This window comes from Pseudomonas sp. TH21, assembly GCF_016651025.1.
Classification (GTDB): domain Bacteria; phylum Pseudomonadota; class Gammaproteobacteria; order Pseudomonadales; family Pseudomonadaceae; genus Aquipseudomonas; species Aquipseudomonas aylmerensis.
The window spans coordinates 270,672-296,280 of the sequence record NZ_JAEKEQ010000001.1 but is presented as its reverse complement, the minus strand read 5'-3'; the positions used below and the strand labels follow the sequence as shown (position 1 = coordinate 296,280).

General features: G+C 63.1%; 20 protein-coding genes. 1 reads left to right on the top strand and 19 read right to left on the bottom strand.

Annotated elements, in window-relative coordinates:
* Nucleotides 1-98 precede the first annotated feature (98 nt).
* The 14 genes from JFU04_RS01240 to hutC all read right to left on the bottom strand — a co-directional run bounded on the left by JFU04_RS01240 (nt 99) and on the right by hutC (nt 16,916).
* Nucleotides 99-1,028, bottom strand: coding sequence for an alpha/beta hydrolase (locus JFU04_RS01240; RefSeq protein WP_201143376.1), 930 nt, complete (start codon nt 1,026-1,028; stop codon nt 99-101).
* 155 nt (nt 1,029-1,183) lie between these two features.
* Nucleotides 1,184-2,131, bottom strand: coding sequence for a choline ABC transporter substrate-binding protein (gene choX / locus JFU04_RS01235; protein ID WP_201143375.1), 948 nt, complete (start codon nt 2,129-2,131; stop codon nt 1,184-1,186).
* 242 nt (nt 2,132-2,373) lie between these two features.
* Nucleotides 2,374-3,174, bottom strand: coding sequence for an N-formylglutamate deformylase (gene hutG, locus JFU04_RS01230; RefSeq protein WP_065899855.1), 801 nt, complete (start codon nt 3,172-3,174; stop codon nt 2,374-2,376).
* Between the two features lie 11 nt (nt 3,175-3,185).
* Nucleotides 3,186-4,391, bottom strand: a complete 1,206-nt coding sequence (hutI, locus tag JFU04_RS01225; RefSeq protein WP_201143374.1) for an imidazolonepropionase — start codon at nt 4,389-4,391, stop codon at nt 3,186-3,188.
* A 15-nt stretch (nt 4,392-4,406) separates the two neighbouring features.
* A complete protein-coding gene (locus JFU04_RS01220) occupies nt 4,407-5,816 on the bottom strand; it encodes an amino acid permease (RefSeq protein WP_065899851.1) in 1,410 nt (469 codons plus the stop codon).
* A 146-nt stretch (nt 5,817-5,962) separates the two neighbouring features.
* On the bottom strand, nt 5,963-7,501 hold the full coding sequence (gene hutH / locus JFU04_RS01215) for a histidine ammonia-lyase (RefSeq protein ID WP_106805389.1): 1,539 nt from the start codon (nt 7,499-7,501) through the stop codon (nt 5,963-5,965).
* 18 nt (nt 7,502-7,519) lie between these two features.
* On the bottom strand, nt 7,520-9,043 hold the full coding sequence (locus tag JFU04_RS01210) for an HAL/PAL/TAL family ammonia-lyase (RefSeq protein WP_201143373.1): 1,524 nt from the start codon (nt 9,041-9,043) through the stop codon (nt 7,520-7,522).
* Nucleotides 9,044-9,175: 132 nt separating this feature from the next.
* Complete coding sequence (locus JFU04_RS01205; protein ID WP_201143372.1) at nt 9,176-10,000, bottom strand: quaternary amine ABC transporter ATP-binding protein; 825 nt, start codon at nt 9,998-10,000, stop codon at nt 9,176-9,178.
* Nucleotides 9,997-10,848 carry an ABC transporter permease gene (locus JFU04_RS01200; protein WP_012721776.1) on the bottom strand — a complete coding sequence of 284 codons (852 nt, stop codon included), beginning with the start codon at nt 10,846-10,848 and terminating at the stop codon, nt 9,997-9,999. The genes JFU04_RS01205 and JFU04_RS01200 overlap by 4 nt, the downstream gene beginning before the upstream one ends.
* A 71-nt stretch (nt 10,849-10,919) precedes the next feature.
* Nucleotides 10,920-11,885, bottom strand: coding sequence for an ABC transporter substrate-binding protein (locus tag JFU04_RS01195; protein WP_065899842.1), 966 nt, complete (start codon nt 11,883-11,885; stop codon nt 10,920-10,922).
* Nucleotides 11,886-11,954: 69 nt separating this feature from the next.
* Nucleotides 11,955-13,415, bottom strand: coding sequence for a purine-cytosine permease family protein (locus JFU04_RS01190; protein WP_120447422.1), 1,461 nt, complete (start codon nt 13,413-13,415; stop codon nt 11,955-11,957).
* A gap of 145 nt (nt 13,416-13,560) precedes the next feature.
* Nucleotides 13,561-15,264, bottom strand: coding sequence for a urocanate hydratase (gene hutU / locus JFU04_RS01185; RefSeq protein WP_065899838.1), 1,704 nt, complete (start codon nt 15,262-15,264; stop codon nt 13,561-13,563).
* Nucleotides 15,265-15,648: 384 nt separating this feature from the next.
* On the bottom strand, nt 15,649-16,209 hold the full coding sequence (locus JFU04_RS01180) for a HutD/Ves family protein (RefSeq protein ID WP_106805392.1): 561 nt from the start codon (nt 16,207-16,209) through the stop codon (nt 15,649-15,651).
* Nucleotides 16,206-16,916, bottom strand: coding sequence for a histidine utilization repressor (gene hutC, locus JFU04_RS01175; protein WP_017738808.1), 711 nt, complete (start codon nt 16,914-16,916; stop codon nt 16,206-16,208). Before hutC ends, JFU04_RS01180 begins: the two co-directional genes overlap by 4 nt.
* 147 nt (nt 16,917-17,063) lie before the next feature.
* Here hutC and JFU04_RS01170 point away from each other — a divergent pair, with 147 nt between their 5' ends.
* Nucleotides 17,064-18,428: a formimidoylglutamate deiminase gene (locus tag JFU04_RS01170; protein WP_201143371.1), complete on the top strand. Its 1,365-nt coding sequence runs from the start codon at nt 17,064-17,066 to the stop codon at nt 18,426-18,428.
* A gap of 66 nt (nt 18,429-18,494) precedes the next feature.
* On the opposite strand, the gene JFU04_RS01165 is transcribed toward JFU04_RS01170, so the two are convergent.
* From JFU04_RS01165 to JFU04_RS01145, 5 genes are all read right to left on the bottom strand, one after another.
* Complete coding sequence (locus JFU04_RS01165; RefSeq protein ID WP_201143370.1) at nt 18,495-19,064, bottom strand: lipocalin family protein; 570 nt, start codon at nt 19,062-19,064, stop codon at nt 18,495-18,497.
* A 30-nt stretch (nt 19,065-19,094) separates the two neighbouring features.
* Nucleotides 19,095-19,349, bottom strand: coding sequence for a hypothetical protein (locus JFU04_RS01160; protein WP_201143369.1), 255 nt, complete (start codon nt 19,347-19,349; stop codon nt 19,095-19,097).
* A gap of 176 nt (nt 19,350-19,525) precedes the next feature.
* A complete protein-coding gene (locus JFU04_RS01155; RefSeq protein WP_065899834.1) occupies nt 19,526-20,536 on the bottom strand; it encodes a class 1 fructose-bisphosphatase in 1,011 nt (336 codons plus the stop codon).
* A gap of 109 nt (nt 20,537-20,645) precedes the next feature.
* Nucleotides 20,646-21,998: a DUF3999 family protein gene (locus JFU04_RS01150; RefSeq protein ID WP_201146291.1), complete on the bottom strand. Its 1,353-nt coding sequence runs from the start codon at nt 21,996-21,998 to the stop codon at nt 20,646-20,648.
* Complete coding sequence (locus JFU04_RS01145) at nt 21,998-25,522, bottom strand: DUF2339 domain-containing protein (RefSeq protein WP_201143368.1); 3,525 nt, start codon at nt 25,520-25,522, stop codon at nt 21,998-22,000. Before JFU04_RS01145 ends, JFU04_RS01150 begins: the two co-directional genes overlap by 1 nt.
* Nucleotides 25,523-25,609: the final 87 nt, after the last annotated feature.

Below are 25,609 nucleotides of genomic sequence, written 5' to 3'. Positions count from 1 at the left end.
GCTCCGTAGGGGGTCGGGTTCATCCCTGGGGGGACGTCTTTTATTTTGCCGTCTGGCACTATAAACCCGAATTGTGCAATGAGCATGTCCTTGAGCACTTAGACCTGTGTCAGCCCTTCGCTCCTGAGGTAGTCCAACAGATAGCCGTACAGCCGGTCGACTTCCGGCACCTGGCCACGCGCGCGCAAACAGCCATGCACCAGGCCTTTGCCGGGGTACAGCACGGCGGCCACGCCTGACTGTTGCAGGCGTTCGGCGTAAAGCATGCCATCGTCGCGCAGCGGGTCGAACTGGGCCACGGCGACCAGAGCCTTGGGCAAGCCGCTGAAATCCCTGGCCAGCAGCGGCATCGCATAGGCCGACGGCTTGCCCGCGCCGCGCAGGTAAAGTGCCAGGTAGCAATCGGTGTCGGCGGTGCTGAGCAGCGGCGCGTCCATGCAATCGCGACGCGAGGGCAAATCGGCCGGGCCACCCAGGCCGGGGTAGATCAACACCTGGGCCCGGGGCAACGGCTGCCCGTCGTCGCGCAACCCCAGGCACAGCGCCGCCGCCAGGTTGCCGCCGGCACTGTCGCCGATCACCGCCAGGCGTTGGGGGTCGATGGCATACGGTGCCGCCCCCGCCTGGAGCGCCTGCCACACCGCGCGGCAATCCTCATAGGCCGCCGGAAACGGGTGTTCCGGCGCCAGGCGGTAGTCGATGGCGATCACCAGCACCTGCAACGCGCTGGCCAGCTCGAAACAGATGAAGTCATGGGAATCCAGCCCGCCGACCACCCAGCCGCCGCCGTGCATATATAGAAGACAGGGCCAGCCCTGCGCCGGCGTGGGCGTCGTCGGCACGTAGCTGCGTACACCGACGCCGCCGAGGAAGAAGTCCTTGACCGTCAACCCCTCAGGCACGGGTGGGGTGAACGCCTGGCACATGCGGTCGTAGTTCTGGCGCAGCCCAGCCAGGGAGGAGTCGTCGCTGGTGAAGGACTCGGTCCTGGCGACAAAAGCTGCCATCTGCGGAGAAATCGGGTACATGCGCAAATATCCCTGACAATGGAGATCCACCTGTGGGAGCGGGCTTGCTCGCGAAGGCGGTGTGTCAGTCGCCTGATGAGTTGGCTGGCCTATCGCATTCGCGAGCAAGCCTGCTCCCACATTTGCTGTGTATTGTTTGATCTACCGAGCCCGGCTCAGGGTTTCAGCTTGGCTTGTACGGACGCCACGCCATCGCTGCCATCAAATGCAGTCACCCCAGCCAGCCAGCGCTGCAAGTCCTCGGGATGGTCGCGCAACCACTGCTTGGCCACGTCCTGCGGCGACTGGCGCGCCATGATCGGCACCATCAACTGGCTTTCCTGGGCGGCGGTAAAGGTCAGGTTTTCCAGCAGGTGGTTGGCGTTGGGGCAGTGCTCGGCGAAATCCGGGGCGGTGACGGTGGACACCGTGGCACGGCCCTCATTGGCGCCGAACACGTCTTCGCTGCCGGTGAGGTAGGTCATTTTCATGTTGATGTTCATCGGGTGCGGCGTCCAGCCGACAAACACCACGAACTCCTTGCGATTCACCGCCCGCTGCACAGCGGCGAGCATGCCGGCTTCACCGGAAGCCACCAGCTTGAAGTCGCCCAGGCCGAAGTGGTTGGTGTCGATCATTTTCTGGATATCGGTATTGGCGCCGCTGCCGGGCTCGATGCCATAGATCTTGCCGCCGAGCTGGTCCTTGAAGCGGGCAATATCGGCGAAGGTTTTCAAGCCGGCGTCGGCCACGTATTGCGGCACGGCCAAGGTAGCCTGGGCGTCGGCCAGGCTGGGCGTGTCGAAGACCTTGACCTGCTTGGCGGCCAGGAACGGCGCGATGTTGTTGTCCATCGCCGGCTTCCAGTAGCCGAGGAAGATATCCAGGCGTTTGTCGCGGATGCCGGCAAAGATGATCTGCTGCACGGCGCTGGTCTGTTTGCTGTCGTAGCCCAGGCCATTGAGCAGCACATCGGCCATGCCCGAGGTGGCGACCACGTCGGTCCAGCTGACCACGCCCATGCGCACGGTTTTGCACGAGGCGGGTTCAGCCGCCATGGCGTGCGCACTGAGCAGCGCGGCGCCGGTAAGCGTCAACAGGTAACGGGTGAACAGTCTTTTCATGAAAGAGGTCTCACTCGGCAGCTTTATTGTGGGGAGTGGCGTCTGGTGCGCCGTACCCACAACCTTACCCAGCGAGAACACTGTCCACACGAACTGGGGCGACCGGCAGTTGCACTGGGGCGACTGTGAAGACCCCTTCGCGAGCAAGCCCGCTCCTACATTCAGACCGCACGCTCATGTTGGAACTCGGTCAAGTGTGGGAGCGGGCTTGCTCGCGAAAGCTGTTACAGCAGCAGCGAAAATTACCGGTAGTGCTGCTGCCCCCAGGCCAACAACCCTTCCAGCAACTGCTTCAACACCACCCGCGTCGGCTCGGCCAGGTCAGGCCGATAACGGAACGGCTCAAACTCTTCCATATAGGCGCTCTGGCACAACTCCAGCTGCACGGCGTGGATATCCTGCGCCGGGTCGCCGTAGTGCCGAGTGATATGCCCGCCTTTGAAGCGCCCGTTGAGCACGTGGGTGTACTGCGGATGCGCGGCGCAGATGGCTTCCAACCGGCTCGCCAGCTCAGGGTCGCAGGCCGCGCCGTTGAAGGTGCCGAGGTTGAAGTCCGGCAGCTTGCCGTCGAACAGGTGCGGGATCACCGAACGGATCGAGTGCGCATCGAACAGTAATGCGTAGCCAAACTCGGCCTTGAGCCGCGCCAGTTCTTCTTGCAGGGCGCGGTGATACGGGCCCCAGATCTTCTGCAGGTAGCTGGCACGCTCGGCCTCGCTTGGCTCCAGGCCTTCGCGGAACAACGGCACGCCATCGAACAGGGTCGCCGGGTACAGACCGGTAGTGGCGCCGGCGTACAAGGGTTTGTCGTCTGAAGGCCGGTTCAAGTCGATGACAAATCGCGAGTACTCGGCCGACAAGGTGCTGGCGCCCAGTTCCTCGGCAAAGTCATACAGCGTAGGGATATGCCAGTCGGTGTCCGGCAGGCTTTGCGCCTCGGGGATCAGGCCCGCTTCCACTGCAGGCGTCAGGCGCAGGCCGGCGTGGGGCATGCTGATCAGCAGCGGCACACGGCCTTGTTTGAAATTGAGAACCTTATCCACAGCAGCACTCCTCATACGGTGACGTCGACGCCATGGCGCACGACGCGTTTATCCAACTCGCCGCCCAGCCAATAGGCCAGGTCAGCGGGACGATCGATCTGCCAGGCGACGAAATCGGCGACTTTGCCCACCTCCAGCGAGCCATGGGTGGCGCCCATCCCGAGGGCGGTGGCCGCATGTTGGGTGGCGCCGGCCAGGGCTTCTTCCGGGGTCATGCGGAACAGCGTGCAGGCCATGTTCAGCATCAGGCGCACCGACAACGCCGGCGAGGTGCCAGGGTTGAGGTCGCTGGCGATGGCGATTTTCACACCGTGCTTGCGCAGCGCCTCCATCGGCGGCAACTGGGTTTCACGCAGGAAGTAGAACGCCCCTGGCAGCAACACGGCGACGGTGCCGGCGGCGGCCATGGCGATGGCGTCTTCCTCGGTCATGAATTCCAGGTGATCGGCCGACAACGCGTGGTAACGCGCCGCCAGGCTGGAGCCATGCAAGGAGGACAGTTGCTCGGCGTGCAGCTTTACCGGCAGCCCGAGTTGCTGGGCGACCTTGAACACGCGCTCCACCTGCGCCGGGGAAAACGCCAGGTATTCGCAGAACGCGTCGACCGCATCCACCAGCCCCTGCGCCGCCAGCGCCGGCAGCATCTCGCTGCAGATATGTTCGATGTAGTCGTCGGCGCGGTCCTTATACTCCGGCGGCAACGCATGAGCCGCCAGGCACGTGGCCCGCACGCTGACCGGCAGCGCTTCACCGAGGCGCCGCGCCACGCGCAGCATCTTGCGTTCGTTGACCAGGTCGAGCCCGTAGCCGGACTTGATCTCTACCGTGGTGACGCCATCGCGCAGCAGACTGCGCAGGCGCTTTTCGGCGCTGGCAAACAGCTCGTCCTCGCTGGCAGCACGCGTGGCACGCACGGTGCTGGCAATCCCGCCGCCCTGGGCCGCGATCTCGGCGTAGCTCACGCCTTGGAGGCGCTGCTCGAACTCGCCGCTGCGATTGCCACCGAACACGGTATGGGTGTGGCAGTCGATCAGCCCGGGGGTGACCCACGCGCCTTGCAGGTCATGCACTTGCGCGTAATCCGCGCTCGGCACCTGGCTGCGGGGGCCGACCCACTCAATGAGCGAATCGGCGGTCACCATGGCGGCATCCTCGATGATCGAGTATTTGCCGCCGGCCATGGTTGCGACGTGGCAGTGTTGCCAAAGCGTTTTCATCAACGCCTCCCTAAGTTATCGATGAGACAAAGCCGGGTCGTAATGGACCTTGGCCGCCTGCCCGGCAGCGGGCTTGACCCACAGCAGGTAGGCAACGACCAGCAACACGATCCACACCGCCCCGACCAGCAAGGCTGCCTGGGTGTCCGGGAAATAACCCAGCACGCCAAACACGAACAGCATGAACACGATGGCCGCGGCCGGCGCGTAGGGCCAGAACGGTACCGGGAATTTCAAGTCGGCCACCTGCTCCTGGGTCATGGAGCGGCGCATGGCGACTTGGGTAAACAGGATCATCAGCCACACCCACACGGTGGCAAAGGTGGCAATCGAGGCGATCAGCAGGAACACGTTTTCGGGAATCAGGTAGTTGAGCACCACGCCGCCGAGCAGCGCCGCCCCCATCACCACCACGGTCATCCATGGCACACCGTGCCTGGACAATTGCGCAAAGCCCTTGGGCGCCTGCCCTTGCTGGGCCAGACCGTACATCATGCGCCCGGCGCCGAAGATGTCGCTGTTGATCGCCGACACCGCCGCCGAGATCACCACGATATTGAGAATAGTCGCCGCCGAACCGATGCCCAGGTTGCTGAAAATCTGCACGAACGGGCTGCCCTGGCTGCCGATCTGCGGCCACGGGTAGATCGCCATCAGCACAAACAGGGTCAGCACATAGAACAACAGGATGCGCAGCGGCACGGCATTGATCGCCTTGGGGATCACGCGCTGCGGGTCCTTGGCTTCACCGGCAGTGATACCGATGATTTCGATGCCGCCAAACGCGAACATCACCACCGCGAACGAGGCGATCAGGCCACCGATGCCGTTGGGCATGAAACCGCCGTGGGCCCACAGGTTGCTGATCCCGCTGGCGTGCGTTTCACCCGCCGAATGGATGCCGAACAGCATGATGCCGAAGCCGCCGAGGATCATCGCCACGATGGCGCCGACCTTGAGCAACGACAGCCAGAACTCCATCTCGCCAAACACTTTGACGTTGCACAGGTTCAGGCCGCCGATCAGAAACACGATGCCGAGCACCCAGACCCAGCGCGCAACCTCGGGAAACCAGAAGCCCATGTAGATGCCGAAGGCGGTGACGTCGGCGAGGCAGACGATGATCATTTCAAAGGCGTAGGTCCAGCCGAGGATAAAACCGGCCATGGGGCCCAGGTAGGTGCTGGCGTACTGGCCGAAGGAGCCGGCCACGGGGTTGTGCACAGCCATTTCACCGAGGGCGCGCATGACCATGAACACCGCGGCGCCGCCGATCAGGTAGGCCAGCAGCACGGCGGGGCCCGCCATCTGGATGGCAGAGGCGGAGCCGTAGAACAGCCCGGTGCCGATCGCCGACCCCAGTGCCATGAAGCGAATATGTCGGGCTGATAGCCCGCGTTTCAAACCCTTTTCTTGCTGGTGCATTTCTCGTCCCTAATTATTCTTATGAAGAGAAGATCGTTCCCACGCCCTGCGTGGGAACGCATCCTATGACGCTCCGCGTCACGGCTCTAAAAGCAGACGCAGAGCGTCCAGGGCGGCATTCCCACGCAGCGCGTGGGAACGAGCAGTTACAGACTTGGCAACAGCTTGGCCGGCACCAGCTCATTCAGGCAGCGGCTGGCGAGCAGGTCGGTGGCGGCGATGATGTCCGGGGCGAAGAAGCGGTCCTTGTCATAGAACGCCACTTTGTCGCGCAGGATGCCACGCGCTTTTTCCAGCTTCGGCGAGGTTTTCAAGCCTTCACGCAGGTCCAGGCCTTGGGCGGCTGCCAGCCATTCCACGGCGAGGATGCCACGGGTGTTTTCGGCCATTTCCCACAGGCGCTTGCCGGCTGCGGGGGCCATCGACACATGGTCTTCCTGGTTGGCGGACGTCGGCAGGCTATCCACGCTGTGCGGATGCGCCAGCGCCTTGTTCTCGCTGGCGAGTGCGGCGGCAGTCACCTGGGCGATCATGAAGCCGGAGTTGACCCCGCCGTTGCCCACCAGGAACGGCGGCAGTTGCGACATGTGCTTGTCCATCATCAGCGAGATACGGCGTTCGCTCAGCGAGCCGATTTCAGCGATGGCCAGCGCCATGTTGTCAGCGGCCATGGCCACTGGTTCAGCGTGGAAGTTACCGCCGGAAATCACATCGCCTTCAGCGGCAAATACCAAGGGGTTGTCCGACACGGCGTTGGCTTCGATCACCAGCACTTCGGCGGCCTGGCGGAACTGGGTCAGGCACGCGCCCATGACTTGTGGCTGGCAACGCAGGGAGTATGGGTCTTGCACCTTGTCGCAGTTCTGGTGCGACTGGGAGACCTGGCTGCTTTCACCCAGCAGGTCGCGATAAGCCGCTGCCGAGTCGATCTGCCCACGCTGGCCACGGGCGGCGTGAATGCGCGCGTCGAACGGCGAGCGCGAACCCAGCACGGCTTCCACGGTGAGCGCACCGCACGCCAGCGCGCCGGCGAACAGGTCTTCACCCTCGAACAGGCCACGCAGGGCATACGCGGTGGACACCTGGGTGCCGTTGAGCAGCGCCAGGCCTTCCTTGGCGGCCAGGGTCAACGGGGTCAGGCCGGCGACTTTCAGCGCGGCGGTCGCCTCCAGCCATTCACCCTTGTAGCGCGCCTTGCCTTCGCCGAGCAGCACCAGCGACATATGCGCCAATGGCGCCAGATCGCCGGAAGCACCGACCGAACCCTTGAGTGGGATATGCGGGTACACCTCGGCGTTGATCAGCGCGATCAGCGCGTCGATCACTTGCCGACGAATCCCGGAGAACCCGCGGCTCAGGCTGTTGACCTTGAGCACCATGACCAGCCGCACCAGCGCATCGCTGATCGGCTCACCGACGCCGGCGGCGTGGGACAGCACCAGCGAACGCTGGAGGTTTTCCAGATCTTCGCTGGCGATGCGGGTCGAAGCCAGCAGGCCGAAACCGGTGTTGATGCCATAGGCGGTGCGGTTCTCGGCGAGAATCTGCTCCACGCAGGCGACACTGGCTTCGATCTGGGCCGAGGCGCTGTCATCCAGACTGAGGGTTACCGGCTGCTGGTAGATGGCCCGCAGTTGGGCGAGGCTCAGTTGGCCTGGAATCAGGTTTAGCGCAGTCACATTCATGCTCCTTTTGAATTATTTTCAGTGCAAATGGGGAATTGTCTGGTGCAGCAGGGCCGTGTCCTGAAGCAATGCAGCGGCGGCCGCAATGTCCGGTGCCAGCCAGCGGTCCTGCTCATAGGCCGGCACCACTTCACGCAGCAGGCGCCAGGCACTGTCGGTGCCCGCGCCGAAGCGCTGCTCCTTGAGGAATTCGAAGGCCTGGGCGGCCAGCAGGTACTCGATGGCGAGGATCTGCGTGACGTTGGCCAGCACCTGGTGCAGCTTCAGCGCGGCGTTGGTGCCCATGCTCAAGTGGTCTTCCTGCAGGCCCGAGGTGACGAAGTTGTCGAGCACCGCCGGTTGCGCCAACTGTCGGTTCTGCCCGCACAGCGAGGCGGCGACGTACTGCACGATCATCATCCCGGAGTTGACCCCGGGGTTGCTGACCAGGAACGCCGGCAGGCCGCTGACGTGCGGGTTGATCAGGCGGTCCAGGCGGCGCTCGGCCACCGAGCCGATTTCGGCCATGGCGATCGCCAGCATGTCGGCGGCCAGTGCCACGGACTGCCCGTGCGGGTTGGCCTGGGACACCACGCGGTAATTGTCCGGGGTACCGAGCACCAGCGGGTTGTCGGTGGCGCTGTTGAGTTCGGTTTCGATCTGGCGGGTCGCGTGCTCCACCTGGTCGCGCGCCGCGCCGTGGATCTGCGGGATCGAGCGGATGCTCAGCGCGTCCTGGGTGCGGATGCCTTTGCTGCTGGCGATCACTTCACTGCCGTCGAGCAGCGCACGCAGGTTGATGCCGACATGCTGCATGCCCGGGTGCCGCTTGAGCGCGATGATTTCTGCATCGAAGGCATCGATCTGGCCGCGCTGGGCTTCAAAACTCATGGCACCGATCACGTCGGCCCACTGCAGCAAATGATGCGCGTCGGCCAGGGCCAGGCAGCTCAGGCCGGTCATGCACGGTGTGCCGTTGACCAGGCACAGGCCGTCCTTGGCGCCAAGCACCACCGGCTGCAAACCTTCTTCGCTGAGGGCCTGTTGCGCCGCGACGATCCGGCCCCGGTAGCTCACAGTGCCAACACCGAGCAAGGCCACGCCGACATGGGCCATATGGGTCAGGTAACCCACCGAACCCTGGGACGGCACTTGCGGCGTGATGCCGTGGTTGAGCAGCGCCAGCAGCGAATGCACCACCTGCGGATGCAGGCCGGATTTGCCGTGGCTGTAGTTGATGACGGCCGCGCAAATGATCGCGCGGGTCTGCTCGTCGCTCAGCACCGGGCCGACGCCGCAGGCGTGGCTCAGCAGGGTATTGCGCGACAGCTGGCTGAGTTGCTCGCCCTTGAGCGACACGTTGCACAGCGCGCCCAAGCCGGTATTCACGCCATAGGCGCGCTCGCCGCTGGTGACGATGCGCTGCACGATGGCCTGGGCATTGTCGATCCGCGCCCAGGCCTGGCCCGAGAGTTCGAGGACCGCGCCATGGCGAGCGACGGCGACGACGTCCTGCCAGCGCAAGGGGCCGTCGGCGATGATGATTTTTGCAGCCTGGGACATCGTTGACCTCTTCATGTTTATCGTTCCCACGCTCTGGCGTGGGAATGCCACCTGGGACGCTCTGCGTCCCGCTGTTAGAGGTGACGCAGAGCGTCACGGGATGCATCCCACGCAGAGCGCGGGAATGATCAGCTACACCACCGCCGCCCGCCGCTGGACAAACCGGTCCACGTACTCATCCGCCGGCGAATGCAGGATCTCGCGCGGGGTGCCGACCTGGATCAGCTTGCCGTCCTTGAGGATCGCAATGCGGTTGCCGATGCGCACGGCCTCGTCGAGGTCGTGGGTGATGAACACGATGGTCTTGTGCAGGGTCTTTTGCAGCTCGAGCAACTGGTCCTGCATTTCGGCGCGGATCAGCGGGTCGAGGGCGCTGAAGGCTTCGTCCATCAGGATGATGTCGGTGTCGGCCGCCAGCGCACGGGCGAGGCCGACGCGTTGGCGCATGCCGCCGGAGAGCTGGTGCGGGTATTTGTTTTCGTAGCCCTTGAGGCCCACGGTTTCGATCCAGTGCAGCGCACGTTCGGCGCAGACCTGCTTGGTTTCGCCACGCACCTTGAGGCCGTAGGCGACGTTGTCCAGCACACTCTTGTGGGGCAGCAGGCCGAAGCTCTGGAACACCATGCTGATCTTGTGCCGACGGAATTGACGCAGCGCTTCCATGTCCAGTTGCAGGATGTCTTCGCCATCCACCAGGATCGCGCCGCTGGTGGGGTCGATCAGGCGATTGAAGTGGCGCACCAACGTGGACTTGCCGGAACCCGACAGGCCCATGATCACGAAGATCTCACCGGTGCCGATGCTCAGGGACAAGTCGTTCACCCCGACCACGCAACCGGTTTCGGCCAGGACCTGGTCTTTGCTCTTGCCTTGGCCGATCAGCGCCAGCGCATCCTTGGAACGGGCGCCGAAGATCTTGAAGACGTTTTTGACTTCGATTTTGCTGACAGTAGTCATTTGCTCGCCTCATGCCGTGGACGACCATAGGCCTGGGTAATGCGGTCGATGACCACTGCGAGAATCACGATCGCCAGCCCGGCTTCGAGGCCCCGGCCGACGTTGAGGGTCTGGATGCCGACGAGGACATCCTCACCCAGCCCACGGGCGCCGATCATCGAGGCGATCACCACCATCGACAACGCCATCATGGTGGTCTGGTTGATCCCGGCCATGATGCTCGGCAGGGCCAGCGGCAGTTGCACGCCGAACAGTTGTTGCCAACGGTTAGCACCGAAGGCGTTGATCGCTTCCATGACTTCGCCGTCGACCTGGCGAATGCCCAGGTCGGTGAGGCGGATCAACGGCGGTGCGGCGTAGATCACCGTGGCGAAGATCGCCGGGACCTTGCCCAGGCCGAACAACATCAGCACCGGGATCAGGTACACGAAGCTGGGCATGGTTTGCATGATGTCGAGCAACGGCATCAGTACCGAGCGCAAGCGATTGCTGCGCGCCGACAGGATGCCCAGCGGGATGCCGATCAGCACCGAGATCACCGTGGCGACCATCATAAGCGCCAGCGTCTGCATCAGCTTGTCCCACAGGCCGACCGCACCCACCAGGAACAGCAGGCCGACGATCACCGCCGTGGTCACCACCTTGCGGGTGGCGTGCCAGGCAACTGCGCCGACGATGGCCAGCATCAGCCACCAGGGCGCCGCACGCAGCAACCCTTCCAGGTTGACGATGGCCCATAGCAGGGTGTCGGAGATGTGCCGGAACACATCACCGTAGTTGGTGACCAGTGAATCCACCCAACCGTTGACCCAGTCGGCAATGGAAAACGTAAAACTCTCAGGAAACATATCGTGCTCTCGATCCAGTGGGTTGTGGCCAGGCGCCCGGCCACCCCTGAGGGTAGCCGGGCACACTTGACCTACAAGGCCGCGTCGATTTTCTTGGCTGCGTCGTCGCTCACCCAGGCGTGCCAGACTTCAGGATGTTCCTTGAGGAAAATTTTCGCCAGTTTTGGCGACTCAATTCGCTCCTTGGCCATGCGACCCAGGTTCTGGTTCAGCAGGTCGATCGGCAGGTTGACCTTTTCCAGCACGGCCACCAGTTCCGGCGCCTGCTCGTGGAAGGTCTTGGACAAGCCGACCTTGATGCTCACGCTTTTATCGACGCCGGGTTTTTCTTCAAGCTTGACCAGGTCGACCTGGCCCATCAGCGGCGTTGGCGACCAGTAGTAGAACAGGATCGGCTCGCCACGCTTGTAGCTCGACAGCACGGCCGCATCCAGCGCCGGGCCGGTACCTGGACGGAAGTTGGTGTAGGTGCTTTCCAGGCCGTAGCTCTTGAGCATTTCGCTGTTGTCCAGCTCGCAGGTCCAGCCGGCCGGGCAGTTGTAGAAACGGCCCTTGGACGGCTCTTCCTGGTCCTTGAACACCGAGGCGTACTTGGCCAGGTCAGCGATGTTTTTCAGGTCCGGCGCCTTGGGTTCAAGCTTGCGCTTGGCGTCGCCTTCGATCACGTAGCGCGGCACGTACCAGCCCTCGACAGCGCCCACCACAGGGGCGCCGACGCCGACGACTTTGCCGGCCTTCTCGGCCTTGTTCCACACTTCACTGCGGCCTACCCATTCTTCGGCGAAGACCTGGATGTCGTTGCTGCTCAGGGCGTTTTCCATGGTGATGGAGTTGCCCGGCAGGCTGTCGGTTTTGCAGTCGTAGCCTTTTTCCAGCACGGTCTGCAGGATGTCGGTAAGCAACATGCCGCTTTCCCAGTTCAGGCCGGCGAATTTCACCGGTTTGCCGGACTCGCACCAACCGGCCGCCTGGGCGCCGGCAGTGGCCAGCAAGCCTGCAGAGAACAGAGTGGCCAACAGGGTTTTATGCATTTTCATTGTTGTGACGCTCCCAATCTTGAAATGGATTACGGCAGTCAGTAGGCATCCTGCCCTGTCCACGTCCCATCAGGCTTGTGCGGCCAGCCCGTTTGTCGTCGTCGGTGCAGCGCCCTGCTCTATCGGCAGGATCAGGTGTTCAGGAATCGCGCTGTGCCACTTTTTCGCAGCCCAGTAATACAGCGCAGCAGGCACCACCAGCCCGATGATCCAGGAGATATCGGTGTCGCCAAGGCTGGCGACCAGTGGGCCGGTATAGAAATGCGTGGAGATGAACGGCATCTGGATCAGCACGCCGAACACGTAGATGCCGATGCCCATCAGGTTCCAGCGGCCATAACGACCATTGGGGTTGGACAGCGCCGGAATGTCGTAGCGTTCCTTGGTGATGCAGTAGAAATCCACCAGGTTGATCGCGCTCCACGGCGTGAAGAATGCGAGCAGGAACAGGATGAACGCGGAGAAGTCCTTGAGGAACGAGTCCTTGCCCAGCAACGCCAGCGCGGCGGCAATCGATACCATCAGGAAGATGTACAGCAGGCGCACCGCACTCGAGATGTGCCGGCTGCCACGAAAACCGCTGATGATCGTCGCGATGGACATGAAGCTGCCGTAGGCATTGAGGGTGGTCACCGTGACCTTGCCGAAGGCGATGCTGAAATACAGCAGCGCCGCGACAATCCCGGTGCCGCCCAGGCCGACGATAAATGACACCTCATGATGGGCGAATTGCGAGCCGGCCAGGGCCGCCGCGAACACACCGAACACCATCGACGCCTGCGCCCCGATCACCGAACCCAGGCCCACGGCCCAGAAGGTTTTCGACGCTGACGTGCTACGCGGTAAGTAGCGCGAGTAGTCCGCCACATACGGGCCAAAAGCGATCTGCCAGGAGGCCGACAGCGAAATCGCCAGGAGGAAACTGCTGAGGGAAAAATGTTTGTTGCCCAGCAGGGCACCCACGTCGTTGCCCGCCAGCAACTTGTAGAACAGGTAGATGAAGGCCACCACCCCCAACACACTGGCCACGCGACCGATGCCGTGGATGACGCGGTAGCCGAAGACGGTGAACACCATGATCAACCCGGCAAACAGCACAATGCCGACCCAGTCTTCGACGTGCAGCAACTGCGCTACCGCCTGCCCCGCCAGCAATGAACCGCTGGCCGAAAAGCCGACATACATCAGGCACACCAGCACCAACGGGATCACGGCGCCATACACGCCGAACTGCACGCGGCTGGAGATCATTTGCGGCAAGCCCAGTTGCGGGCCTTGCGCAGCATGCAACGCCATGACGCCGCCGCCCAGCAATTGCCCGATCAACAGACCGATCAACGACCAGAACACATCACCGCCGAGCACCACGGCCAGGGCCCCGGTGACGATGGCAGTGATCTGCAGGTTGGCACCCAGCCACAGGGTGAACTGACTCAATAGACGACCGTGTCTTTCCGCTTCCGGGATGTAGTCGATCGAACGCCTTTCGATCAACGGGGTGGTGCTTGCACGTACGTCATTTGCAGCCATGTGTGTTCAACCTCTGATGGATTGTTCATAAAGCCTGGGTAAAACCGCTTTTCTGTGGGAGCTGGCTTGCCTGCGATGGCATCTCCTCGGTTCTACTGATAGACCGAGTCGCCCGCATCGCAGGCAAGCCAGCTCCCACATTGAGTTACTTGATCATCGGGAGGTTGAGCCCCTGCTCCTTGGCGCAGTCGATCGCGATCTGGTAGCCGGCATCCGCGTGACGCATCACACCGGTGGCCGGGTCGTTGTGCAGCACGCGCGCGATGCGCTCGGCCGCTTCGTCGGTACCGTCGCAGACGATCACCATGCCGGAGTGCTGCGAGAAGCCCATGCCCACGCCGCCGCCGTGGTGCAACGAGACCCAGGTCGCGCCGCTCGCGGTGTTGAGCAGGGCGTTGAGCAGCGGCCAGTCGGACACGGCGTCGGAACCGTCCTGCATGGCTTCGGTTTCGCGGTTGGGGCTGGCGACCGAGCCGGAGTCGAGGTGGTCGCGGCCGATCACGATAGGTGCCGACAGCTCACCGCTGCGTACCATTTCGTTGAACGCCAGGCCGAGCTTGGCGCGCTGGCCCAGGCCAACCCAGCAGATACGCGCCGGCAGGCCCTGGAAGCTGATGCGCTCGCGCGCCATGTCCAGCCAGTTGTGCAGGTGCGCGTCGTCCGGGATCAGCTCTTTGACTTTGGCGTCGGTCTTGTAGATGTCTTGCGGGTCGCCGGACAGTGCTGCCCAACGGAACGGGCCGATGCCACGGCAGAACAGTGGGCGGATGTACGCCGGCACGAAACCTGGGAAGTCGAACGCGTTCTCGACGCCTTCTTCCTGGGCCATCTGGCGGATGTTATTGCCGTAGTCGAAGGTCGGGATGCCTTGCTTCTGGAATTCCAGCATCGCCTTGACGTGCACGGCCATCGACTGTTTGGCGGCCTTGATCACGGCGGCTGGTTCGGTCTTGGCGCGGGCGCGGTATTCGTCCCAGCTCCAGCCGGCCGGCAAGTAGCCGTTGAGCGGGTCGTGGGCGCTGGTCTGGTCGGTGACCATGTCCGGGCGTACGCCGCGCTTGACCAGTTCCGGCAGGATTTCCGCCGCGTTACCCAACAGGGCAATGGAGATGGCCTTGCCTTCCTTGGTGTACTTGGCGATACGCGCCAGGGCGTCGTCGAGGTCGGTGGCTTGTTCGTCGACATAACGGCTGTTCAGGCGGAAGTCGATGCTGACCTGCTGGCACTCGATGTTCAGCGAGCATGCACCCGCCAGGGTCGCGGCCAACGGCTGGGCGCCGCCCATGCCACCGAGGCCGGCGGTGAGGACCCAGCGGCCCTTGAGGTTGGAATCGTAGTGTTGGCGGCCGGCTTCGACGAAGGTTTCGTAGGTGCCCTGCACGATGCCTTGGCTACCGATGTAGATCCAGCTGCCGGCGGTCATCTGGCCGTACATGGCCAGGCCCTTGGCATCCAGTTCGTTGAAGTGTTCCCAGCTGGCCCAGTGCGGCACCAGGTTGGAGTTGGCGATCAGCACGCGCGGGGCGTTGCTGTGGGTCTTGAACACGCCGACCGGCTTCCCGGATTGCACCAGCAGGGTTTCGTCGTCGTTCAGGTGAGTGAGGCTCTCGACGATCTGGTCGTAGCACTCCCAATTGCGCGCCGCACGGCCAATACCGCCGTACACCACCAGCTCCTTCGGGTTCTCGGCCACTTGCGGGTCGAGGTTGTTCATCAACATGCGCAGTGGCGCTTCAGTCAGCCAGCTTTTGGCGGTGAGCTTGTTACCGCGGGCCGCGCGGATTTCGACGTCACGGTATTTTGTAGGCCTGGCTTTAGAAAAATCGGTCACGGCTGGACTCCTCGGCATGATGCGCGAACATGGATGGTGCGAAGGAGAGTCTTACGCACACATCTTTACTTGTACATACAAGCATATGCAATCAAGCGGCCAACTTTTTGCGCGAGTCGTTTGGAGTTTTTTCGAAAGCGTGTGCGAGCCTTGGAAAATAAGGCTTCGAGGCTTGATGAAATTTCTTACAAAGGAGTTTTGCTACGGGAGGGGTTCGTCACCAACGCGTGGTTTTGCGCCACGCTGGGGCATTCGGTAACAAATTGGTGCGCAGGCTGGAAACAGTTTTCTGCTCACCACAAAACAACTGTGGGAGCAGGCTTGCCCGCGATAGCCGTGTGTCGATCAGCACACCCCATGCTGATACACCGCTATCGCAGGCAAGCCTGCTCCCACAGCTTTTTAATCGTGTTGAGTCAGTTCGATGATGCAACTGCGGCCGCTGACCGAGATATCCAGCAGGCCAGTGTTACCGTCCACTTGCAGGCAGTCGTGATGGCCGAGCACGTGGTCCAGCACCTTCACTTCATCCGCCACGCTGAACACCAGCACCGTGTGCGCCGTGCTGAAAAAGCGTTGCACGCCGTCAATCCACTGCAAGCGTGCGTGGTAGCGCTGGGGCGAGTAGATCAGGTTGAAATCGCGGATCGGCCCCGTGATCAAGCGGCACGACACGTGGCTGTCGCCCTTGAACGCAAAGGGTTGCAGCGGCAACAGGCCCAGCTGTTCCTCGCCATCCACGGTGAGCACCATGCCGGCGCCCTTGATCACGGTGATTACGCGCTGATAACCGGCAAAGGTGGAAAACCCACCCGACTCGGCGATATCGGCAATCGACAGGCGCCAGCCAAAGCCATCCAGGCCGGTGCCGGCGTCACGGGTGATTTCTTCGGTGCTGCCACCGCCGTTTTTCCACGGCATGCGCACGTAATCGGCGGCGCGCCAGACTTTCACTGCACTCATTTACTGAAACGTCCTTCCAGGCTATGACGGGAACCGGGGTGGATCAAACGCGCGGCGGTCACCGGCTGGCGACCCGACCAGGTGCGTCGGCGAATTAACAGGCAGGGCTCGCTCGGCTCGATCTGCAGCAACTTGCACTCGGCGGCGTCGGCGAGAATCGCCTCGACCACGTGCTCGCCTTCGGTCAGCGGTGCGACCTGGTTCAGATAGGCGTAGGGGGTTTGCTGGGTGAAGTCCTGCTGCAGGTACTCCGGCGCGACCAGGGCGTTGACGAAACGGTCTTCGATTTGCACCGGAATGTCGTTTTCAAAGTGCACGATCAGCGAATGGAACACCCGTCCGCCTTCGCGCATTTCCAGCGCTACGGCGCGTTCGGAGCCGGCTGCTTCTTCACCAAGGTGAATGACCTGGCAAGTATGCCGATGCCCACGGGAGGCGATCTCATCGGCGATGTTGTGCACCTCGAACAGCGCCGACTGGCTCTTGGGTTCGGCGACGAACGTGCCGACACCTTGCATGCGCACCAGCAAACCTTCGGCGGTCAGCTCGCGCAGGGCGCGGTTGATGGTCATGCGGCTGAAGCCCAGCTGGCTGACCAGCTCGCTCTCCGACGGCACGCGGTAATGGGGCGGCCAGTTGCCGTTGAGGATCTGCTGGCTGATCATCTGTTTGACGCGGGCGTACAAGGGCGCCGGACTTTCGTCCATGTGGGCAGCCAGTGAAGACTTGGCGGGCGGAGTCGGCACAGGGAATCCTTGCAAGAGGAAAAGATGCATAGATTGCCGGAGTTTACCGAGCAGGCAAACGTCTGTATATGTATATACAAATAAACACACGACCGGGGTGACATGATCATGTCCGCTTTCTTTGCCGAACGCGCACTGCTGCCTAATGGATGGGCCAACGATGTACGCTTTGAAGTCAGCGCCGATGGCCTGCTGACCCACGTTGAGCCCAACGCCAGTGCAGACGGCGCCGAACGGCTCAGGGGCCCGGTATTGGCGGGCATGCCGAACCTGCACTCCCACGCGTTCCAGCGCGCCATGGCGGGGCTGGCGGAAGTCGCCGGCAACCCGAATGACAGCTTCTGGACCTGGCGCGACCTGATGTACCGCATGGTTGGCAAGATCAGCCCGGAGCAATTGCAGGTCATCGCCCGACAGCTGTACATCGAGATGCTCAAGGCCGGCTACACCTCGGTAGCTGAGTTCCACTACGTGCACAATGACGTCAGTGGCCAGCCCTATGCTGACCGCACGGAGCTGTCGCGGCAGATCAGCCACGCGGCCGCCAGCAGCGGCATCGGGCTGACATTGGTGCCGGTGCTCTACACCCACTCGGGATTTGGCGGCCAGGCACCCAATGAAGGCCAGCGCCGGTTTATCAACAGCACGGAAAACTACCTGGATCTGCAAGCGCGCCTGAAACCGATCCTCGCCGCGCAACCGGCGCAGCAGCTGGGGTTGTGCTTTCACTCCCTGCGCGCGGTGACCCCGCAACAAATCAATGACGTGCTGGCCGCCAGCGACAAAGCCTGCCCGGTGCATATCCACATTGCCGAGCAGCAAAAGGAAGTCGACGATTGCCTGGCCTGGAGCGGCAAACGCCCGCTGCAATGGCTGTATGACAATGTCGAGGTGGATGAGCGCTGGTGCCTGGTGCACGCCACTCACGCGGACGCTGACGAAGTGGCCCGCATGGCCAAGAGCCGCGCGATTGCCGGTTTGTGCCTGACCACCGAAGCCAACCTGGGCGACGGGATCTTCCCGGCCGTGGACTTTCTGGCACAGGGCGGTCGCATTGGGATCGGCTCCGACAGCCACGTCTCATTGAGCGTGGTCGAAGAATTGCGCTGGCTGGAATACGGCCAGCGCCTGCGCGACCAGCGGCGTAATCGCTTGTATCGCAGCGATCAGCCGATGGTCGGCCGCACACTGTTCGATGCCGCGCTGGACGGTGGCGCACAGGCGTTGGGGCAGCCGATTGGTCGACTGGAAGCAGGTAAGCGTGCGGACTGGATCGTGCTGGACGGCAATGATCCGTACCTGGCCACGGCGATTGAGGACGGGATCCTGAATCGCTGGCTGTTCGCCGGTGGTGATCGGCAAGTGCGCGATGTGCTGGTCAACGGTAAGTGGGTAGTAAGGGATGGGCGCCATGCTGGCGAGGAAGAAAGCAGCCGGGCATTCACGCAAGTCTTGAGGGATTTGCTCGGCTGACGGGCGACACAAAAAAATAGGGGAGCTGGCAAGCCAGCTCCCCTATTGGATTGAGGGTCCCCTCAGTTACTGCGAGGTCTTGGCCATCTGCTTGTCCGACGTACGCCAGATCAACCGTGTGGTGTCATACCCCTGTTGCCGCGCCCTGCTGAGCAGGTCTTCGCGGGTGTCGGCATTCACCGTCGGCGTGCGCGACAGGATCCACATGTAGCGCCGGCTCGGGCTGCCTACGATGGCGGTCTTGTAGTCATCGCTGACGTACAGCACCCAGTAGTCGCCCTTGGCGACGCCGGGCAGCAGCGCGGTAAACCAGTTATTGAATTCAACCCAGAGCTTGTCGGTCTTGCCCGGCACTTGCGGCGTGGCCGTGCCTTTGGCTTCTTCCCACTTCCACTCGCTGGTCAGGCAGCGGTTGAACACCGACATATCGCCATCGGGCAGCAGTGTGTAGCGGGCTTCGGACTGCGCGCAGTTGCGCTGGAAGTACATCGGCAATCGGGCCAACTCATACCAGGTGCCCTGGTAACGCTTGAGATTGACGTTGCTCGCGGTCTTGGGTTGCAGATCATCGCCAGAATGACTGGCGCAGCCCGCCAAAAACAGGCAGGCACAAAGGCACAAAACAAAACGCATCATTCTTCTTCTCCCGCAGGCTCTCGCCCCGGTTTACTTCAGGCCTTGCCCGGAAAACATCAGAACTTTGTCACCGGCATATTGAACGCTGATAAAGCTGTCTTTATCGCCCCACGTGCAGCTGGACATGCCCAGTGCGCCAGAACAATCGGTCGGCTTACCCAGCAGCGACTCCACCTCGGCCTTGGCCATGCCAGCCGACAACTTTGCGTAATTTTCCTGGTTGACCTTGCTGCAAGCGGCCAACAGCACGCAAAAAGCCAGCAAAGCGAGACGGCGTAACGACATGGAAAAACTCCTGGAGGGACGAAGCAGCTTGGGTATCTGCCAGAAGCTTAGAAGGGAAAAGAGGTGTCTGGTTCCCGACGAACGAAAACAAAAAAGCCCCGAAAACGCTGAAACGTTTCGGGGCTTCTTTAACGGTGAACCGGCTCACAACATGGCCGATAAACTATCGCCGTGGGTTATGCCTTGTGATAGGCCGTCACGCGCTCAACTTCTTCCTTGGAACCCAGGAACACCGCCACACGCTGGTGCAGGCCTTCAGGCTGGATGTCGAGGATGCGCTGGTGGCCGTCGGTGGACGCACCGCCCGCCTGCTCTACCAGGAACGACATCGGGTTGGCTTCGTACATCAGGCGCAGCTTGCCTGGCTTGGATGGCTCGCGGCTGTCGCGTGGGTACATGAACAGGCCACCACGGGTCAGGATGCGGTGTACGTCAGCGACCATCGCAGCCACCCAGCGCATGTTGAAGTTCTTCTTCAACGGGCCTTCCTCGCCTTCCATCAGCTCGTTGACGTAGCGCTGTACCGGGGCTTCCCAGTGACGCTGGTTGGACATGTTGATCGCGAATTCCTGGGTCGAGGCAGGGATCGAGATGTCTTCGTGGGTCAGTACGAAGCTGCCCATTTCACGGTCCAGGGTGAAGCCCTTGACGCCGTCGCCCAGGGTCAGCACCAGCATGGTCTGCGGGCCGTAGATCGCGTAGCCGGCAGCGACCTGCTCGGTGCCTGGCTGCAGGAAGGCCTTTTCATTCAGGGCTTCGTTCTGGCTCAGGTATTCGTTCGGGCAACGCAGTACCGAGAAGATGGTGCCGACCGGCGCGTTGATGTCGATGTTCGACGAACCGTCCAGCGGGTCGAATACCAACAGGTAGGCGCCTTTCGGGTATTTGCCCGGAATCTGGTAGGCATTGTCCATTTCTTCGGACGCCATGCCGGCCAGGTGACCGCCCCATTCGTTGGCTTCGAGCAGGATCTCGTTGGAGAGTACGTCGAGCTTCTTCTGTACTTCGCCCTGCACGTTTTCAGTGCCCATGCTGCCCAGGACACCACCCAGTGCGCCTTTGGAGACGGCGTGGCTGATTTCCTTGCAAGCACGCGCCACCACTTCGATAAGGAAGCGCAGATCGGCAGGCGTGTTGTTGCTGCGGGTCTGCTCAATCAAATAGCGACTCAAGGTAACGCGGGACATGGAAGGCTCCGGAGAATGGGGGGGCTAAAAACCCGCGCAGTTTAACGCGAGTCGGGGCGTATTTCCTCCTATCAGAGGATTTAAACCCAATAGAGTTCATGGACTTTATTTAACGTGCCACCGGCGGCTTGCGCAGCAAACTGTAGGCCATGCCTCCCAGCGCCGCCACACCCAGCAGGAGTACGGCCCACAGGCCGAGCTTCTTCCAGTCGGTGCCGGCCTCGGTCGGCGCCACCACGGCCGGCGATTTGACCACCACCTCCGTCGACAACGTGGCCTGGCCCAGCGCCTTGACGCGCGCGGCGCTGTAATCGGGAATCAGCGTCGACAGCGGCAGGTTCGCCGCCTTCACCGAGGCATTGCCCAACGCCAGCGTGAACGGCGGCTCACCCCGCGCCAGGAACACCAACTGCGTGGCGCGCACGGCAAAACGCAGGGCCGGTGCTTCAACGCCCAGGCCACCGCCGCGCTCGTCCACCTGCAATTTCAGCTGGTTGACCACCTGGCCAGGCAAACGCAGCTCATCCTGCACCACGTCCTGGCCGTTCTGGGTCAGGCGGTACAGCAAGCCATTGCTCAACGGTTGCCAGGCCTGCTGGCTGTCCCGCCGCCCTGCCAAGGTCACCGGCGCCAAGGTGTTGGGCTGCTTCAATTCAACCCGCAAGCGCTCGACATTCAGCCCCACCGGCAACTGCCAACTGTACTCCCCCGCCTTGAGCCGCGACCCCGCCAACGGCTGCGACCACACCAACGGCAGCGGCAGACTGCTGCTCGATGCACTCACCAGCTTGGCCGAGGTCAGGCGCGGCGCCGCCTGGCCTTGCCACATGAGGCGCAGGTAGCGTGCCGACTGCCCTGGCAAGCTGACGTCATGCTGCTCGACTCGCTCATCGGCAAACGACAAGCGTGCCACCTGCCCATCTCCCCAGGATTCCCAGTGCTGCAAGTCATCGCTGGCTTCGATGCTGAAGCGCTGGAAGCCCTCATGCTCGCGGCTCCAGTCGAGGCTCAACTGCTGCAATGGCGCCTTGATCGCGCTGGCATCCAGCACCCAGCCGCGCAATACCTGCTTGCCGGGCTTGGCGCCGCTCGAGGGTTTGATTTCCACCAGCGTGCCCGCCGTAGTGGCTTTCATCGTCACGTCAGGCGAAGCGTCACGGGTATCGGAGGCGTACAGCGGGAACCACTTCACGTCAGTGACGTTGCGGCTTTCGGTGCGCTCCGACGTCTGGCGCGACAGCGCATAGGCTTGCGGCTCGCCGGCGGCGTTGAACACGCGCACATCGCTCAGGTCAGCCTGGCGCGCGGCCAACTGCACGGCGAGCGGCAACTCCAGGCGATACCAAGGGCCGTTGCCACTCACCGCCAGCGGTACCTGGGTGGTGAAATCGGCCGGGGTTTCCTGCGCCCACACGGCCAAGGTCGTCCACAAGCCCACCGCAATTACGCTCAACTTACCGATCAAGAGGCTGCTCCTTCAGTTTCCAATACAGGTTCGGCACGCTTGGGCGGCAGCGGCGCAAAGTAGCCCACCACCAGTAACAGCCCGCCCACGCCGATGAACGACACGATCCGCGCCAGGCCGCCGCGGTTGCTCAGTTCGACAAAGAACAGTTTGGCGACCACTACCGCAATCAACACCGCCCCGATCAACCACACTTCACGACGATGGCGCAGGTGGCCACCGATCATCAACCCGAGGGCGATGAGGGTCCAGACGATCGACAGGCCGGCCTGTACCAGCATCGACGCCAGCAACGCATCCAAATGGAAAGGCACCCCGCCCCAATGGTGGGCCGTGCGCATCACCAACGCGGTGAAGAAAGCAAACAGCGAAACGCCCGCGACACCCTGGGCGATCAACTCGGCACGCGGCCCACGTTGCGGCGCCACGCTGCGGGACCACAGGTACACACCCAGCAGCGCAAACAGCAGGCCCAGGTCCAACGGGTTGAGCAGCGGCACATAGGGCAAAGGGTTGGCCGTGCCGTCACTGAAGCTGTTCGCCAGCCAAAACCAGCCGAGCATCAGCACCGCGAGCGGCAAGGCTGCCAGCACACGGTACTCACGCGGGTACGCCGCCACTGGCCATGGCCAGGTGCGCGGCGCGGCGGCCAGCACCAGATACAGGCTGGGCAGCATCGCCCAGCCCAGCCAGCGCCAGGCGTTGTATTCACTCGAGAGCCGCAACAGGCCGTAACGCAGCTCCAGCGCCAGCACGCCGATCAGCATCCAGCAGCCCAGTACATGGGCCACGCTCAGCACCCTGGCCGGCACACTCGCCGCCAGACGCCGCAACGCGATGAAGTGCACCGCGAACACCGCCAGCCAAGCCAGCCAGCCGTAGTGCGCCGCCGGGTGATAGTAGTTGTGCGCCGAGACCAGCAGCACCACGCCCGCCGCCGGCATCAGCAACGCGCATAGCACACCGAGCGACGCCCAGTGCAGCCGCGCCGCCAGCAGCGCCCAGATCGCCACGCTCAGCGCCGCGATGCCGAGCAAGGCCGGGCCCTGCAGCTCGTCAGGAAGAAACCGCAGCACTTCACCGACCAACGCCAGCGTCCACCAGGCCGCGCCCCACACCAACAGTAGGTCGGACAGACGCTGCAGCTTCAGCACAGCGAACACCGGCGCATGCGGCTCACGTTGCAAACGCCAGGCGCCGACCAGGGCAGCCAGGCCCAGCACCATCGGTGTCCAGAACCCGCTGTGGGCCAGCGGCCGCAAGCCCTCGCTGGTCAACGGCCCCAGCAGTTGCGGCACCGCCAGCAGGAACGCGCTGCCTCCGATCACCTGCAACAGCAAGCCAAAGACGAAACTGACGCGCTGCTGCAAGTGCAGGCTCAGCCAGATGATCAACACGCCACTGGCCGCCCACACCGCGCTGGCGCTTTCCCACGGCAACACGAACAGCACCGCGAGGTTGATCAGCACCAAGCCGGCCAGCAGCACCACCGACAGCCCGCGCAGCAAGCGCACGTCACCGCGCACGCTGTCATCGCGGGCCGCCAGCAACATGCCACCGATCAAGGCCATGCCGATCAGCGAGGCGGTCAGCAAACCGCTCCAGCCCGCATTGAAGACCGCCGCGCCGTCACCGCCTTGCAAGCGCAGCAGGAACACAGCACCGCCGAGCAACTGCACCGCGAATGCCGTGAACAGAAAGGTGCGCGAGCCGATGCGCAGGCCGACGAACAGCGTCACCAGACCGGCGATTGCCCAACTGATCGCGGTGCCTTGGGTCAGCCAAAAGAACGGTGCAAGCAGGTACAAAAAGCCCAGGCCCAGGCTCGCCAGCACGGGCAGGCCTTTGCGCTCCCACGCTGCAGCCTGCTGCGCCGAGGCCTTGCGCAACTGGTCGAAACTGAACAGCAACGCCGCGCCGAGCAGCAGCGCCCCCAGCGGGGCGCCGTCGAGCAAGGTGTGCTCGCCGATGCGCAGCTCACTGAGGAATGCCAACGCCGAACCCACTTGCAGCAACAAGCCGAAGGCACGCGCCAATGGCCGCTCCTGACGCAAGCCAAGCCAGAAGATCCCGGCGCCTTCGACCGCCCAGGCGGCGGCAGTCCAGCGCGCATCGAGACCCAACGGAATGGCCAGGCTGGCAAAGATCACCCCCAGCGCCAGGCAGGTTTCCGCCAGCAGCAATGCGCGCCCGCCACCCAACAGGCGGGCCAGGCCCATGTAGATGATCCCCAGGCCCAACGCGCTGAACGCAGCGGCAAACTCCAGGTGCTGCACCAGTGCGAACTGCAGGCCGAACCCCACCAGTGGCGGGCCAAACAGCATGCTGCCGTCGACATAGTGCCCCTTGGCCAGCGACCAACGCAGCAGTGCGGCCCGGCTGTCATCGTCGGGCGCGTCACGCATTTCCAGCAATGTGCGCCGGGCGAACAACAGGCCGATGGCCAGGTACATCAGGAAAAACAGGATCAGGAACGGCTCGGTGCTCCACAGCAATTCGGGCGTGTAGGAGCGCATGCCCCAGGCGAAGCCGATGCCAAAGGTGCCGACAAAACCGATCAGATTAAGCAGGCGCCAGGCCTTGAACCACGCGATGGCGAGGATGCCGGCGTTGAGCAGGGCGAAATAACTGAACAGCGCCACATGGTTGCCGGCACCGGTTGAGGTGAGGATCGGCGCCGCAAAGCCGCCCAGCGCCGCCGCACAGGCCAGCCCCAGTGCATCCTGGGTAATCGCCAGGATCGCCGAGAACACCGTGACCGCCACCAACAGCCCCAGCGCCGCGCTCGGGTCGATCAAGGGGTGCAGGCGCATCGCGGCAAACACCGTCAGGTACAGCACCGCAATCCCGGTCCCCTGCAGCATCAGCCCGTAGTTGCTGTTGCGCAGCCGCAGCCACCAACCGAGGCCCAGCAGGCCCAATGCGGCGGCGGCAACGCCGGCGTAACGCAGTTCGATCGGCACGACCATGCCTTCGGTGGCGTAGCGCAGCAGGAACGCCAGGCCGAGAAACAACAGCACCACGCCGACACGCAGCACGGTATTGCCGCCAAACAGCCAATTGCGTGCGCCGCTGATCGCGCGTTCGATCAGGTTGGGGCCGCGGGGAATTGCAGGTTCCTGGGGGCGCGGCGTGGGCGCGGGAGCCCACACGTCGTCCGGCAGCGGTTGGCTGGCTTCGACAGCCGCAGCGACGGGGGCTATTTCTGCTTCTGCCGGCAACTCCCACACAAGCTCAGGAGCCTGGGTGACAGGCGTCGGCTCGGGGATAAGCGGTTCGACACTCACAGGGCTGGCCGGCGTGGGCACTTCCAATTGCCGCAGGCGCTCACCCAGCGCGATCAGCGCTTTCTGCGTGGTTTCCAACTGACGTGCCTGCTGATCCGCCTGGGCCGAGAGCTTCGCCAGGCGAATCGCCTGACCCACGCCCAACCCCAACAGCGCACCGAAACCGGCATCGGTGAACGACTCATCGAGCGTCCAGCCGAGCACCAGGCCAATCAGCATGAGAATCCATTGCATGGTCGATATCCCTAAGCAGCCCGAGGCGGGCGAACTGGCGCCTAGTATATCGACGCAGACCCCATGTGGAAGCACGCTTATGTGGGC